13 protein-coding genes are annotated in these 15226 nt (G+C 58.7%); 2 read left to right on the forward strand and 11 right to left on the reverse strand.

The window, feature by feature from the left end:
• Window positions 1-10: 10 nt before the first annotated feature.
• The 9 genes from KO486_RS01375 to KO486_RS01415 all read right to left on the reverse strand — a co-directional run bounded on the left by KO486_RS01375 (window position 11) and on the right by KO486_RS01415 (window position 9371).
• Window positions 11-1087, reverse strand: coding sequence for an ABC transporter permease (locus tag KO486_RS01375; RefSeq protein WP_216035435.1), 1077 nt, complete (start codon window positions 1085-1087; stop codon window positions 11-13).
• The gene (locus KO486_RS01380; protein WP_216035436.1) at window positions 1087-1404 is read right to left on the reverse strand and encodes a hypothetical protein; all 318 of its coding nucleotides are present in this window, start codon (window positions 1402-1404) and stop codon (window positions 1087-1089) included. The genes KO486_RS01375 and KO486_RS01380 overlap by 1 nt, the downstream gene beginning before the upstream one ends.
• Window positions 1401-2483: an ABC transporter permease gene (locus KO486_RS01385; protein ID WP_216035437.1), complete on the reverse strand. Its 1083-nt coding sequence runs from the start codon at window positions 2481-2483 to the stop codon at window positions 1401-1403. Before KO486_RS01385 ends, KO486_RS01380 begins: the two co-directional genes overlap by 4 nt.
• Complete coding sequence (locus tag KO486_RS01390) at window positions 2470-3993, reverse strand: ABC transporter ATP-binding protein (RefSeq protein WP_216035438.1); 1524 nt, start codon at window positions 3991-3993, stop codon at window positions 2470-2472. Before KO486_RS01390 ends, KO486_RS01385 begins: the two co-directional genes overlap by 14 nt.
• A complete protein-coding gene (xdhC, locus tag KO486_RS01395; RefSeq protein WP_216035439.1) occupies window positions 3990-4742 on the reverse strand; it encodes a xanthine dehydrogenase accessory protein XdhC in 753 nt (250 codons plus the stop codon). Before xdhC ends, KO486_RS01390 begins: the two co-directional genes overlap by 4 nt.
• Window positions 4739-7093 carry a xanthine dehydrogenase molybdopterin binding subunit gene (gene xdhB, locus KO486_RS01400; protein ID WP_216035440.1) on the reverse strand — a complete coding sequence of 785 codons (2355 nt, stop codon included), beginning with the start codon at window positions 7091-7093 and terminating at the stop codon, window positions 4739-4741. Before xdhB ends, xdhC begins: the two co-directional genes overlap by 4 nt.
• On the reverse strand, window positions 7090-8463 hold the full coding sequence (xdhA, locus tag KO486_RS01405) for a xanthine dehydrogenase small subunit (protein WP_216035441.1): 1374 nt from the start codon (window positions 8461-8463) through the stop codon (window positions 7090-7092). Before xdhA ends, xdhB begins: the two co-directional genes overlap by 4 nt.
• A gap of 123 nt (window positions 8464-8586) precedes the next feature.
• Complete coding sequence (locus KO486_RS01410) at window positions 8587-9045, reverse strand: SRPBCC domain-containing protein (protein WP_216035442.1); 459 nt, start codon at window positions 9043-9045, stop codon at window positions 8587-8589.
• Complete coding sequence (locus KO486_RS01415; RefSeq protein ID WP_216035443.1) at window positions 9042-9371, reverse strand: metalloregulator ArsR/SmtB family transcription factor; 330 nt, start codon at window positions 9369-9371, stop codon at window positions 9042-9044. The genes KO486_RS01410 and KO486_RS01415 overlap by 4 nt, the downstream gene beginning before the upstream one ends.
• Before the next feature lie 171 nt (window positions 9372-9542).
• Here KO486_RS01415 and dnaE point away from each other — a divergent pair, with 171 nt between their 5' ends.
• Window positions 9543-13049: a DNA polymerase III subunit alpha gene (dnaE, locus tag KO486_RS01420; protein ID WP_216035444.1), complete on the forward strand. Its 3507-nt coding sequence runs from the start codon at window positions 9543-9545 to the stop codon at window positions 13047-13049.
• A 4-nt stretch (window positions 13050-13053) separates the two neighbouring features.
• On the opposite strand, the gene KO486_RS01425 is transcribed toward dnaE, so the two are convergent.
• Together KO486_RS01425 and KO486_RS01430 are read right to left on the reverse strand one after the other, a co-directional pair.
• Complete coding sequence (locus KO486_RS01425; RefSeq protein WP_216035445.1) at window positions 13054-13647, reverse strand: ferric reductase-like transmembrane domain-containing protein; 594 nt, start codon at window positions 13645-13647, stop codon at window positions 13054-13056.
• Window positions 13644-14144: a twin-arginine translocation pathway signal gene (locus KO486_RS01430; protein ID WP_216035446.1), complete on the reverse strand. Its 501-nt coding sequence runs from the start codon at window positions 14142-14144 to the stop codon at window positions 13644-13646. Before KO486_RS01430 ends, KO486_RS01425 begins: the two co-directional genes overlap by 4 nt.
• A gap of 199 nt (window positions 14145-14343) precedes the next feature.
• On the opposite strand from KO486_RS01430, the gene KO486_RS01435 reads away from it, so the two are divergent.
• Window positions 14344-15225: a hypothetical protein gene (locus KO486_RS01435; RefSeq protein WP_216035447.1), complete on the forward strand. Its 882-nt coding sequence runs from the start codon at window positions 14344-14346 to the stop codon at window positions 15223-15225.
• The last annotated feature ends 1 nt before the right edge of the window (window position 15226 follow it).

The raw sequence follows: 15226 nt of genomic DNA on the forward strand, positions 1-15226 counted from the left end.
TTGCGCTTCCCTAGCGGGAAGCATGGAATGTCTTGCCAAGTGACCCTGGCGCTCCGCCAGCGGACATAATGACCAGAACAACGATGGTGGCAATATAGGGCGAGGCAGAAAGCCAAAGTGCGTCGTTGAACGACCACCCCATCCAGCCATAAAAATACACAAGTGCAGCAATGCCAAACGTCACGCCGATCGCTTTCGCCGATGATTTTGAAATGCTGCGATGAAGCGCGATTTTGTATAGGGCCATTATGACCCCCGTCGCGACAAGGATCCACGGCAGCACCGACAGTAACGGCAGTCCCGCCGCCTGTAGGTTTAATTGCAAAACGGTCACGCCCCCGAACAAATACGCCCCAAGCAAAAGCCGCAGCGGTTTCCAGCTAGCAAAGACGACGATGGCCAGCGCGATCCAGCCGGCACCGGCTGTCAGACCATCGGCATAAGTCGGCACGCGCACGATAGACAAATACGCGCCGCCAAGCCCTGCGCAGGCCCCGCCAAACATGATCGCCAGAAGGCGTGTGCGCACAACATGATAACCCAAGGCGTGGGCCGCTTCGTGGTTTTCACCCACGGCGCGCAAAACCAACCCTGCACGGGATTTTTGTAGGAACCACCAGACCCCTGCAACAATGGTAAGGCCGACGTAGACCATGGGATCATGCTGAAACACAATAGGGCCAATCACGGGAATGTCGCCGAGAAGGGGAATGTGCCAATCGGGGAAGGCGGGTGCTCTTACGCCCAGATAGCCTTGCCCGATCAAGGACGCGAGCCCGAGGCCGAACAGCGTCAGCGCCAGACCAGTGGCCACCTGATTGGATAGAAGGAACTGCGTCAGGATGCCAAAGACAAGCGCCATGCCAGCCCCCCCAACCGCGGCTGCAAGAAACCCGATCCACGGGTTGCCCGTCGAGATGGCCGCAACAAAACCGAGCACGGAACCGGAAATCATCATCCCTTCAACGCCAAGGTTTAGCACGCCAGCGCGTTCCACAACCAATTCACCAATGGCGGCAAGTAGGATCGGCGTTGCAGCCACCATCAGCGACGCCAGCAAAAGGATCGGGTCGATTGAACCAAACATTAGACGATCCCCCCGTGCGCGATCAGATGAACGGAGCCTGCAACTGCAATAGCGCCCGCCAGCATCATTCCGATATGGCGCAGACTTGGGCGATGCAGCCGTTCAATCCATGCGTGCGCGCGGGGCGACAGTCGTGCCGCAAATACCGCCGCGCTGACAATCGCGGCGACCAGGATAATATGGGCAGCGACAAAAGCGATCAGGGCACCACGGCCCACGGTGCCTTCACCTGTCAAAGCACCGTGCAGCATCCACATCATCATTAGCCCCATCAGGCCGCCCATTACCGCAGGCATCAGGTTTCTTTTCACAATCATGCCGTCGCTCCTCGGGCCATCCGCACGCGGTAATTCGTCAGCACGTCGACAGCCAAAAGGAAAAACAACAACATGCCTTGGAAAACTTGGATCGCCGCACCCGGAAGGCCGAGGGACGATTGTGCCACGTCGCCGCCAATGTAGGTCAGCGCCATGAGGCCGCCTGCCAACAGGATGCCGATAGGGTTCAACCGGCCCAAGAAGGCGACGATGATCGCGGTGAACCCGTAGCCCACATTGAAATCGATGCTGACCAATCCGGAGGGACCTGAAACTTCGGTAAGTCCCGCAAGGCCCGCCAATGCGCCCGATGTGCCAAGACAAAAGAGCACCAATCGCGTGGGATTAACGCCCGAAAACGCCGCGGCGCGCGGCGCTTGGCCTGCCAGTTTGATTTGGAAGCCGAGGATGTGTTTTGAAAACAGGATATAGGCAAAGATCACTGCGATCAGGGCGATGACGACGCCCCAGTGCATGCCGTAGCCTTGGTCGATCCAACTGCTGGAGGAGGCGTATTGCGACAGGTTGCGCGACCCCGGAAAGCCCATACCTTCTGGGTTTTTCATCAGCCCCAGTGCCATTGAGGCCAGCAATTGCTCGGCCACATAGACCAGCATCAGCGACACAAGGATTTCATTGGTGTTGAATTTAACCCGCAAAATACCGGGGATCATAGCCCACGCGAAGCCGCCAAAGGCCCCAGCGATCAGCATGAGTGGAAAGATCAGCCATCTGGCCTCCATGGGGTAGAACGCGAGGCCGACCGCCGCACCGCAAAGTGCACCGATGATGTATTGCCCTTCAGCGCCAATGTTCCAAATGCCGGCTTTAAACCCAAGCGACAGGCCCAAAGCGATGGCGACCAAAGGCGCACCTTTCACCAGCAATTGCGGCAGGTAGAAAAAGTTGAATTTGCCGAACAACGGTTCCCAAAAGATTTTCGAGAGCGCTTCGATGGGCGGGGTGCCGAGGGTCGCAAACAGCGCCGCACCTGCGATCATTGTCAGGACAACGGCCACCAATGGCGCCGCATAGGACCAGAATTGCGAGGGTTGGGGGCGTTTTTCAAGCGTCAACATGGGCGACCTCCATATCGTGGGCACCACCAAGCATGAGCCCGACTTCCTCGACTGTCAGTCCTTGCGCGGGGCGAAGGGGAGAGAGCCGACCTTCGTTCAGCGCGGCAAAATAGTCCGAGATTTCCATGAGTTCATCAAGGTCTTGGCTGATCACGATCACCGCCGCCCCCTTGGCCGCCAAGTCAAGCAACGCTTGCCGGATCGCGGCAGCGGCAGAGGCATCTACGCCCCATGTTGGCTGGTTCACGATCAAGACCTGCGGGTCTTGCAGGATTTCCCGTCCGATAACGAATTTTTGCAGGTTCCCGCCAGACAGAGACCGCGCAGCGTTGGCGGTTCCTGGCGTGCGAACATCAAAGCGTTCGATGATCTCTTCGGCGAAGCTGCGCGCGCTGCCCCAGTCGATAAAGCCGTTCTTTGTGAGGTTCTTGCGCTTGCGAGCTGTAAGGGCAGCATTCTCGGTTAGGGACATATCCGGCGCTGCGGCATGGCCCATGCGTTCTTCCGGGGCGGCGCAGATGCCAAGGCTGCGGCGCGCATCGGGCGCGTGGTGGCCGATATCTTGATCTTGAAAGAAGATGTTGCCCGCTTGGGTTCGAATTTCACCAGACAGCGCCGCCAGAAGTTCATCCTGACCATTGCCCGCAACACCGCCAATGCCAATGACGTCGCCCGCGCGGATGTCCAGATTTATGCCTTTCAACGACGTGCCAAATTCAGCGGGGGAGGCCACGGACAAGTCTCTGATCTGCATAAGCGTTTCGCCGGACTTGCCGATTTCACGTTCGGGCACGTGCAGTGTGCCGCCGACCATCAGTTCCGCCATTTCACGGGCACTGGTTTCGCGCGGATCACAGGTTCCTACGACTTCGCCAAGGCGCAAAACGGTGGCTTCGTCACACAGCGCGCGAATTTCTTCGAGCTTGTGTGAAATGTATAATATTGCGGTGCCTTCGGACTGCAGTTTGCGCAGGGTTTCAAATAGGATTTCGACCTCTTGCGGGGTCAGAACCGAGGTCGGTTCATCCATGATCAGCACTTTGGGGTCTTGCAACAGGCAACGAATAATCTCGACCCGTTGGCGTTCACCCGCGCTAAGGTCGCCGACGATGCGCGATGGATCAAGCGGCAACCCGTAGGTTTCCGATACCTCTTTGATGCGCGCTGCAAGATCGCGCATGGGCGGTGGGTTTTCCATGCCGAGGGCGACGTTTTCCGCGACGTCTAAGGCTTCGAATAAGGAAAAGTGCTGAAAGACCATGGCGATACCAGCGGCACGGGCAGCGCGGGGTTCGGCGGGGATAAAGGGCGCGCCTTCAAGGGTCATGGTGCCGCTGTCGGGTTTAACCAACCCGTAAATGGTTTTGACCAAGGTGGATTTTCCGGCCCCGTTTTCACCCAACAACGCGTGCACTTCACCGGCGCGGATATCAAAAGACACATCGTTGTTGGCAACGACTCCGGGATACGCCTTGGTGAGGCCTGATAGTTTCAGGAGAGGGTCGTTCATCCAGTTCGGTCCTTTGCGGCCATTCGTGCCGACGTAGAGATTAACGCTGCCGCAACGCCAACCGCAATGGCCTGCGGGTGCTTTCCGAGGGCCGGATCGCCTATTGGACAGGCAATGCGCGAAATTTGTGCAGCCTCATGCCCCATAGACGCGAGCCGAGACCGGAAGCGTGCCCATTTGGTTGCAGAGCCGATCAATCCGACACTGGCGAAGTCGTGGCGCAGAAGGGCGTCGCACAGGGCGAGGTCGATGTCGTGGGAATAGGTGAGGATCAGATGGTCCGCGTTTATCGGGCCATGTGGCACCGCAAGAACGGGATTGGCAGCGACGAGTGGTGAAACAGTCGGCGCAAGGATGTCGGGCATCCGTTCGGGTGTAGTGTCGATCAGCGTGATGTCACGGTCTTCGAGCGGGGCGATAACGTTTGCGATGGCCCGTCCGACATGGCCCGCGCCCCAAATCCAAAGCGGCGGTTCCGTAAAGGTCTGCTTGGGCGCTGTGCGGTTGAACGCGAGGGTGACAGTCCCGCCGCAGCATTGCCCCAGATCAGGGCCAAGGGGAATCGTGCGTGTTGTGTTCTGACCGCCTGACGTCAGCATCTCGCGCGCAATGCGGGCGGCGTCCCATTCCAACGCGCCGCCCCCAATAGTGCCGCTTTGACGATCCGCCCAAACGCGCATGAAGGTGCTTGCGTCACGCGGGGCTGATCCTTTGGTGCCTTGTACTGTAACGGTGATAAAATCGTTCATCCGCGCGCCCGTTTCACCGCCTGCAATACTTCCTCGGACGTCGCGGGCGCCTGTAGGTCGGGGTAGGTCGGCCCGCAGGCGGCGCAGGCGTCGGCCAAGGCCAGATGCGCCGATATGCCGAGCATAAACGGAGGCTCACCCACAGCTTTGGAACGGTAAACCGTTTCGGCGCGGTTTTCACCGTCCCACAGGGTGACGTTGAAGACTTCGGGGCGGTCGCTACAGGCGGGGATTTTGTAGGTGCTGGGCGCATGGGTGCGCAGTCGGCCATCGTCATCCCAGACGAGCTCTTCTGTGGTGAGCCAGCCGGCGCCCTGAACGTAGCCACCCTCGATCTGGCCGATATCAAGTGCAGGGTTCAGCGATGCACCCGCATCGTGCAGGATGTCGGTGCGAAGGATACGGTTTTCGCCGGTGTTGGTGTCGATCACGACTTCAGTCAGGGCCGCGCCGTACGCGAAGTAAAAGAACGGGCGGCCTTTGCCTGCTATACGATCCCACGCCACGTCAGGTGTTCTGTAAAACCCCGTCGCGCTGAGCGAGACGCGGTTTTCGTAAGAGAGCTTTGCGGCGTCTGCAAAGGACAGCGTTTTGTCCGCAACAAGAACCTGCCCGTCGTGGAAAGTGACGGTTTCCGGTGAGACGTCGTGAAGCTTTGCTATACAAACCGCGATCCGGTCGCGGATCGTGTCGCAGGCGTTTTGTACGGCCATTCCGTTGAGGTCGGTTCCTGAAGAGGCCGCCGTTGCGGATGTGTTGGGCACTTTGCCTGTGTCGGTCGCGGTGATTTTGACAGCACTAATGTCCACGCCGAACCGTGTTGCCGCGACTTGCGCCACTTTCTGGAACAGACCTTGGCCCATTTCGGTGCCGCCGTGGTTCAGGTGGATCGATCCATCCTGATAGACATGCACCAAGGCCCCCGCTTGGTTCAGATGGGTGAGCGTAAAGGAAATACCGAATTTTACGGGGTTAAATGCGAGGCCTTTCTTGAGCGTTGCATGGCTGGCGTTCCAATCTGCAACGGCGGCCTTTCGGGCGTGATAGTCTGCACCATTCAGCAAAGTGTCGGTCATCTCGTGCAAGATGAAATCCGTGACTTCCATCGCGTAGGGCGTGGTGTTGTCTTTGGGTTTGGCGTTCGGGGAATGCGCGCCGCCGAACCGTTTTCCTGTACCGGCGCCAGCCTGACCTGCCGGCGTGTCATCCGCGGCTGCATAGTAATTGGTGCGGCGCACGTCGGCTGGGTCAAGGTTCAAGGTGTGGGCAATATGATCCATCACTCGTTCGATTCCGATCATCCCCTGTGGCCCGCCAAAGCCGCGATAGGCGGTGGCGCTTTGCATGTTGGTCTTGAGGCGGTGTGACGTGATGCGCGCTGCGGGCAGAAGGTAGGCGTTGTCCGCATGCAGCATCGCGCGGTCGGCAACTGGCAGGGAAAGATCCTGCGCCCAGCCGCAGCGGGTAAATTGCGTGAAGTCAATCCCGTGGATGCGGCCCGTCGCGTCAAAGCCCACGTCGTAATCAATGCGGAAATCATGGCGCTTGCCTGTGATCATCATATCGTCGTCACGATCATAGCGCATCTTGCAGGGCTTGCCCGTGAGAGACGCCGCGATGGCACAACTCACGGCCAAAGCGTTGCCTTGGCTTTCTTTGCCACCAAATCCGCCACCCATGCGACGGATTTCAACCCGTACGCTGTGCATCGGAACGCCCAAGGCATCCGCGACCTTATGCTGGATTTCGGTCGGGTGCTGGGTGGAAGACTGCACAACCATGTCGCCGCCTTCTTGCGGCAGGGCGAGGGCAGCTTGTCCTTCGAGGTAGAAGTGTTCCTGTCCACCCATGTCAAAGGACCCAGTCAGGCGGTTGGGCGCAGTGGCGAGGGCTGTATCGACGTCGCCTTTGGTATAAATGCGCGGGCCGTCTTCAAAGCGTGAATTCGCAGCGAGCGCGTCTTTTATGGATAGGATCGGCGTGTCTTCGGAGTAAGTGATATCGCCCAGCCGTGCCGCATTGCGGGCGTTGAGATGGCTGTCGGCCACGACCAAGAACAACGGTTGACCGATGTAGTGCACGCTGCCGTCTGAAAGCATGGGTTCGTCGTGGATCGACGGTGAGACATCGTTTTCAAACGGCAAGTTATCCGCCGTTAGGACATGGATCACACCCGCCGCATTGCGCACGCGATCAAGGGTCATCGACGTGATGGTGCCACGCGCAATGGTGCTGGTCCCAAAGGCGAGGTGCAGTGTGCCGCTGGGCAGGGGCACATCGTCAACATAACGCGCGGTGCCCGTCACGTGGAGGCGGGCGGCGTCATGGGGGAGGGGTTTTGAAACGCTCATGCGCGGACCTCCAACACGTCGGTCTGGTTACCGTTTAGGTCATCGAAATAGCGGTGCAGCTGGCCGATGGCGGCCTCCATGCGGTAGTCGGCTGAGGCGCGCATGTCTGACATAGGTTGGAAGTCTTCGCGCAACTGCGCCGCTGCGTTTGTGATGGTTTCGAGCGACCAAGGTTTCCCGATCAGGGCGGCCTCTGTTGTGGCTGCGCGTTTTGGCGTGCCTGCCATGCCGCCAAATGCGATGCGGGCGTCCGTGATCTGACCGTCTTGGGCGGTGATGTTGAATGCGCCACAAACAGCCGAAATGTCTTGGTCAAACCGTTTGGACAGTTTGTAGCACCGCAGTGCGGGGGCCGATTTCGGGATGGTAACGGCTTCGACGAATTCACCTGGTTTGCGGTCTTGTTTGCCGTAGTCGATGAAGAAATCTTCAATCGGGAGGTCACGGCGGGTGTCGCCGTGGCGCAGGTGCAAGGTTGCCCCGAGGGCGATCAAGGCCGGCGGGTTGTCCCCAATGGGCGATCCGTTGGCAATGTTGCCGCCGATGGTCGCAGCGTTGCGAACTTGAAGGGATCCATAGCGGCGGATCATTTCAGCATAGGACGGATGCAGGTCGCGCACTGCGGCCAGTACATCGGTCATGGTCACGCCAGCGCCGATGCGCAGGGCATCGCCTTCATCATCGATTTGTTGCAGGTCGGTGCAGCGGTTCAAGAACGCGACATCGTCGAGTTTCCCATCACGGTCGGCAAAGTGTTTCGTCACCCATAGGCCGACATCCGTGGCGCCCGCGATAAGCGTGCCTTTGGGGTGCGCTAGGCACCACTGAGCGAGGGCATCGCTGGTTTCGGGTGCAGGGATTTGCGTTTCTTTGGGCAGATCCAAAGGCGTGTCGCGCACGTGATCTGGGATGGGCGCGTCCTCAGCCGATTTGGCGGCGCGGATAATTGGGGCGTAGCCTGTGCAGCGGCACAGATTGCCCGCCAGCGCGTCGTTGTGATCTGTGCGGCCATTCAGGTGGGCCGTCGCCATCGACATCACAAAGCCGGGTGTGCAGAAACCGCATTGGCTGCCGTGGTGATCAATCATCGCTTGTTGCACGGGGTGCAGGCTGCCGTCTGGCGCGGCAAGCCCTTCTACGGTGCGCACCGCCTTGCCGTGCAGTTGCGGTAAGAACAGGATGCACGCGTTAAGGCTGCGGGCACCGGTCGCGTCTGTGACCATGATCGAACAGGCCCCGCAGTCGCCTTCATTGCAGCCTTCTTTGGTGCCTTTAAGGTCGCGGGCCTCGCGTAGGTAATCCAGCAGCGTTTGCGTCGGTGGGGTGTCCACCTCCACGATTTCCCCGTTGAGAAGAAACGTCACGATCATATGAATGCTCTGCCGCGGTACTAATGTGCCGTATGGGCGCAAGGTCGATGCGGCGTAGACCCCAGCGCTGGAACGGATCAAAGCCGTTCAGGCTGGGATTGGCAAGCCCTTTGGCCGGATCAATCAGTCTTGGGCCGCAACCAAACGGTCGAGATTTTCCATGCTACCCGTCCAGCCGCCTTGGAATTCGGCGATCATTTCGGGACCGACGAATGAGGAAACGGCGACGGTGACGGACAGGGATGAACCTGCGCCTTTTGCGACCAGTTCCAATGTTACCAGACTTGCGCCAAGGGCCATGCCACCTGCTTCGATCACTTCTGTGTAGACGGCGCGGGTGGCGTCTTCGAGGTGATACCAACGTGTGTATGATTCAAACTCAGGGGCATCGGCAGGGCCGCATCTTTGGTGGTCAGTGCCGCCGACCCGAACGTCCGAGGACAGGGTTTCGAGAACCATGCCTTCGCCTGGCGCCCCCCATGTCGCGCGCATGTCAGGCTGCGTGAGCAGGGGCCACATACGTGTCGGGTTCAGGGCGAGGTCACGGGTGAACGTGAACGTGTCGGTGCTGTTGTTGGTCATGATGTGTTCCTGTTGATGTGTTCGGCAAGGGTGGTCAGGCGATCAAGGCGCTGGTCCCAGACGCGGCGTTGCCATTCGAGCCAGCCTTGCAGCTCCATCAGCGGCGCGGCTTCTATGTGGCAGGTCCGCACGCGGCCCTTTTTGACGCTCCGTACGAGGCCGCTGTCTTCGAGCACTTTTAGGTGGCGCATGAAGGTTGGCAGGGCCATGTCATGCGGGCTGGCAAGGTCAGACACTGAGGCCGGACCATTGACCAACCGTTCGATCACAGCGCGGCGGGTTGGATCCGAGAGGGCAGAAAAGGATGAGTCGAGTTGGCTTTGCATGGGGTGCAGTATTGGGGGCAAAATCATGGCTGTCAAGATACTTAGCTAAATAGCTAAGTATTGAGCGATCAGAAGTTAATCACGCGGGTTTACAGGGGGTTACAGTCGCGTATCGGCAGTCGTTACAATCGGGTCTTTTGGCTATTGGCGCGGGCAGGTAGACTGGTCTTTATGGCTGATCCAAAATTCATTCACCTGCGCACGCACACGGAATATTCGCTTCTTGAGGGGGCAGTTCCGGTTAAGAAACTTAGCGGCTTGACCGAGGGCGCGGGCATGCCAGCGGTTGCTGTAACTGATACCAATAACATGTTCTGCGCGTTGGAGTTTTCCGAATACGCCGCCAAGGCGGGCGTGCAGCCGATCATCGGGTGTCAGGTCGATGTGACCATGGAAGGCGGCGACCCAAGAGGCCGCCCCACCCCGCCCGCGCCAATCGTTTTGCTGGCCCAGACCGAAGCGGGCTACATGAACCTGATGAAGCTGAACTCCTGCGCGTATATCGACGCGAACGGGGAGCTGCCGCAGGTTTCATTGGAGGATCTGGAGCGTCATGCTGACGGGTTGATCTGCCTCTCTGGTGGCCCTGACGGCCCGATTGGCCGTCTGCTGCGCGCTGGGCAACGCCCCGCAGCCGAAGCGATGATGATGAAATTGGCGTCGTCGTTTCCCGATCGCTTATATGTGGAACTGCAGCGTCATCCTGTGGATGGCGGATTGCCCGAGGCCGAGGCGCTGTCTGAACAGGGCCATGTCGAGATGGCCTATTCAATGGACCTACCGCTGGTCGCCACCAATGACGTTTATTTCCCGAAGGCCGCGATTTACGAGGCCCATGATGCGTTGATCTGTATTTCAGAGGGGGCCTACGTCGATCAGAACGAACCGCGCCGCCGTCTGACACCGCAGCACTATTTTAAGTCACAAGAAGAGATGGTCACGCTGTTCGCGGACCTTCCCGAAGCGATTGCGAACACTGTTGAGATCGCCAAACGCTGCGCCTTCAAGGTTTATAAGCGCGATCCGATTCTACCGAAATTTGCCGATGATGAGGTCGCGGAATTGCGCCGTCAGGCCGAACAAGGGTTGAAGGATCGTTTGGCGATCATTCCCCATGCGGCGGATGTGGCGGAATACGAAGCGCGGTTAGAATTCGAGCTGGGCATCATCGAGGGCATGGGGTTCCCCGGTTACTTTCTGATCGTTGCGGACTTCATCAAGTGGTCCAAGGATCACAACATTCCCGTGGGGCCGGGCCGTGGGTCTGGTGCGGGGTCTTTGGTGGCTTATGCGCTGTTGATCACCGACTTGGACCCGCTGCGTTATTCGCTGCTGTTTGAGCGGTTCTTGAACCCCGAACGTGTGTCCATGCCCGATTTCGATATCGACTTTTGCATGGACCGCCGCGAAGAAGTTATTCGCTACGTTCAGGAAAAATATGGCCGTGATAAGGTAGGTCAGATCATTACCTTTGGTGCGCTGTTGTCCAAGGCCGCTGTGCGCGATGTTGGTCGTGTTTTGCAGTTGCCCTATGGGCAGGTGGACAAGCTGTCCAAGATGATCCCTGTTGAAGGCGTGAAACCCGTCAGCATTGTCAAAGCATTGGCGGACGAACCGCGCCTTCGCGAGGCGGCGAATGCCGAAGAAGTCGTGGATCGACTGCTGACCTACGGCCAACAAATCGAAGGGTTGTTGCGCAATGCATCGACCCACGCGGCGGGTGTTGTGATCGGGGACCGTTCGCTCGATGAACTGGTACCGCTCTATCAAGATCCACGATCTGACATGCCGGCAACCCAGTTCAATATGAAATGGGTGGAGCAAGCGGGGCTGGTAAAGTTTGACTTCTTGGGCCTGAAAACCCTGACCGTCATCCAGAACGCTATTGATCTAATCCGTAAGACGGGGCGTGATATTCACGTGTCAGCGGACGGAACCGAGCTGTACGAACCCGCCGAGGGCGCGGTGAACGAGATCAACGCGATCCCGCTGGATGATGAGGCGAGTTACAAACTCTATGCGGCGGCCAAGACCGTCGCCGTGTTCCAAGTGGAATCCAGCGGCATGATGGATGCGCTGCGGCGTATGAAGCCCGACTGTATCGAGGACATCATCGCGCTCGTGGCGCTGTATCGCCCCGGCCCGATGGAGAACATTCCGAAGTTCTGCGAAGTGAAAAACGGCACCTCGGATCGCGACACGTTGCACCCGTCTATCGACCACATCTTGGACGAGACGCAGGGCATCATTGTTTACCAAGAACAGGTTATGCAGATCGCCCAAGAGATGGCGGGCTACAGCCTTGGTGGCGCTGACCTGTTGCGCCGTGCGATGGGTAAAAAGCTGCAAGAAGCGATGGATGCCGAAAAGCCGAAATTCATTGCTGGGTCCGCTGAAAACGGCGTCGACAAGAAAAAGGCGCAAGAGGTCTGGGACCTGCTCGATAAGTTCGCCAACTACGGTTTCAACAAATCCCACGCTGCGGCCTATGCGGTGGTCAGCTATCAAACGGCGTGGCTAAAGGCGAACCATCCGGTCGAATTTATGGCCGGTGTGATGAACTGCGATATCCATTTGACAGATAAGCTCGCTGTTTATTTCCAAGAGGTGAAGAAGGGCCTTGAACTGCCGTGGTCGCCGCCTTGTGTGAACACGTCACTGGCGACGTTTGATGTGCAGGACGGCACGTTGGTTTACGGGCTTGGCGCGCTTAAGAACGTTGGCGTGGATGCCATGGGGCTGATCGTTGATGGGCGCACGGCGGACGGGGGCAAACCGTTTGCGACGTTGTTCGATCTGGCCCGCCGCGTAGACCTCAAGCGTGTGGGTAAACGCCCAATGGAGATGCTGACACGGGCAGGGGCGTTTGATGTTCTCGACCCGAACCGCCGCCGTGTGTTTGACAGCTTGGATGCCTTGGTGGGCTATTCCGCCGCAATCCACGACCAGAAAAATTCCAATCAAGTCAGCCTGTTTGGCGAAGCTGGGGATGATCTGCCAGAACCGCGATTGTCTCCGGTTGAGGACTGGTTGCCAGCGCATCGTTTGGCTGAAGAATTCAAAGCTGTCGGGTTCTACCTGTCCGGTCACCCGCTGGATGATTACATGGCAGCGTTGAAACGATCCGAAAAAGTGCTGACCTTGGATGAGGTCACTGCGAAGGCAGCGGGCGGTGCATTCGTCGCCAAGATGGCCGGAACCGTGGCGGGACGACAAGAACGTAAATCTGCGCGGGGCAACCGATTTGCCTTTGTGCAGCTTTCGGACCCGACCGGCCAATACGAAGTCACGATGTTTAGCGATACATTGGAAGTGGCACGCGAACATCTTGAGACCGGCAATCAGGTCGTCATCGGCGTTGAGGCCACGATGGAATCCGAACAGCTAAAACTGTTGGGCCGCTCAGTCACGCCTGCCGACATGGCCGTGGCGAACGCTGGGTCGTCAGGTTTGCGGGTTTTTGTTGGCGATGTGGGTGCCATTGAGACCGTGAACGGTATCTTGCAAAACGCGATCCGTGATGGTGTCAAAGGCGGGCGTGGCCCGATTACCTTTACCATTGATGATGCCGAATTGGGCGAAATCGATGTCGAACTCGACACTGATTTCCCAGTGAACCCGCAGATCAAGGGGGCCTTGCGCAGCCTTGGAGGGGTGATTGAGGTTCTTGAAATCTAGCCGCTTAGAAAATCCGCCGTTTGCGCAGAGTGATCACTGCGGCAAGCAGAGCAAAAGCGCACAAGGTGATCTTGGATGCCGTGCCCATGGTTCCGTCGATCATGACGGCATGGGCCACGCTAAAGGCGACGATCAAAAGCCCCATCGCCCCATGTACCCGCCGCCACAGACGAGGCGGGATACGCAACCAAAGACGCAGAAGCGCAAAGACCCCCGTTGCGATCAGTAGCCACATCGCGAGAACGCCCCAAAGCGAAAACGGAGTGGGTGAGTTAAAGGAGAGCGCGTCGATCACATCGGGCGGGCTGGTGACCCAAAGCGCGACGATGTGCAAGACGACCGCAGCAATCAAAGCACCGCCGCAGACGCGGTGCAGGCCGCGCGCGGGTCTCCCATTAATCCCCGCCAAAGCCTCCCCGACGAGCAGCGGCTGAACCAGCAAAAGGATCATAGCGACAACCCCTGCGATCCCCGCAGCGATGTAGACCGGATTGCGGTAGGCCAGCAGCGGGCTGGAGGCCGCGACAGTGAGGGACCAAGCCGATACCGCAATCAGGGCGATCCAAATCCAGACACGGGCAGAATTGCGCTCCGTCATGCAGGGGTGAGAACGAAATCCACGTTCAGGGATGTGTCAGAGGAGCTCTCGAGAATGGGGCGCAGGAATACGGTTTCGAAATCGTCGCTGTCATAGGCAAGATGGCCATGGGCCTGTCCGAAGGCAGGGACGATCTGTGGCATCTCAAGGCGAAATGTCCCGTCGGCCTGCGTCAATGTCGCGCCGTGGCTGTGGGGGTCGCGTTCATGGCCTTCGGTGGTGTGGGCCCAGACCTGAATACGAATGCCGTCCAGTGGCGCGCCATCACCTGCACGGCGCACGCTGCCGGTCATCCAAAACCCGCCGCCGCCGATTTTCTCAACGATGGGGGCATCGGGGCGATAGTTGTTGGACCCGCCACGCATCGATGGTGTGGGGGCAAGGGTCTGTGCATAGGCTGGTGTTATCAGGCCAGAGGTTCCGGTTAGGGCGGCAGCACCTGTCAGGCTGGCGCCGCTTGCGATGAAACGTCGGCGGGTCTGTTTTGGATGTGTCATGGCTCTCTCACGGGTTGCACGGCGATTGACCTCAGATTAGGGCGTTGGGCCGCCAAAGGAACCCACTGCGCGTAAATGTGATCGCGACGTGTGGCCGATGACGGGCGCGGTGGCGAAACCTTGCCTGCCTTAAGGGTTACCTAGACGCATGTAGGGCGATCCGTTAATAACGCCTTAATAACAGGTTAAAGGACGCTGAATGCGCCGTATTTTATTGGGTTTTGGGGTTTCCGTCATGCTGGCGGGGTGTGGTGATCCACTGCGCGATATTGCGCGGCTAGATGATGTGGCTGTTTCTGAAACATCAGCGTCCGTCGCACAAACGCCCGCTGAGGCAAACAACACAGGCGGCGGTTTGTTTGGTCGTTTGTTGAACCGCCAACCTGATGATCCGACGAATGCAGCCGTCGAGGCTGCGTTGCAAGACGCAGATGCCGTGTCTTCGCTCGCCGGAGCAGAGAGCCAAGACGCTGAGGTCATTGAGGCCTCCGTTGCGCCTGAACCCGAACTTGAACAACCGCGCCGTGGCCTTGGCGGGCTGTTCCGCCGATCACCTGATCGCGCGGCCCCGCGTACTGGTCCTGATGCGTCTGACGTGGAGGCTGGCACGGTCCTTCCATTTGGGCAGATCGCCCGCGTTTGCGGTATTCCGCCCCGTGAGTTGGGCGGTCAGGTCGACGCCGAAGCAGGGTATCGCATCTACGACACGTCTCCGGGGTCAACGGGGTTGCGTCCGTTTTACATCACCGGATTTAAAGACGACTGCGTTCGCACGTTCACCGGTGCTGTGGTCGTCACGGGCGATGTCGAAACCCATGAATTCGTCCGCTATCGCCCCAGCAACGAGCGGATCGCCTATACAACAACCGACAACGCCTATGAGGCTCTAAAGGCCAGCGAATGCCGTGTCGGTCGTGGTCAGCCTTGCGGTGAACGCCGCACGCGACTGGACCGCAACACGCAGTTCATCACCGTCTATAATTTCTTTGGGGGCACGTTCAGTGCTGTCCCGACGCAATGGGCGCAAATCTTGGTCCATGACGGCGAAGTGCTCGCTATGTCGATCAAGAGCGGTGAATAAC

This window comes from Octadecabacter sp. B2R22 (genome assembly GCF_018861045.1).
Taxonomy (GTDB): Bacteria; Pseudomonadota; Alphaproteobacteria; order Rhodobacterales; family Rhodobacteraceae; genus Octadecabacter.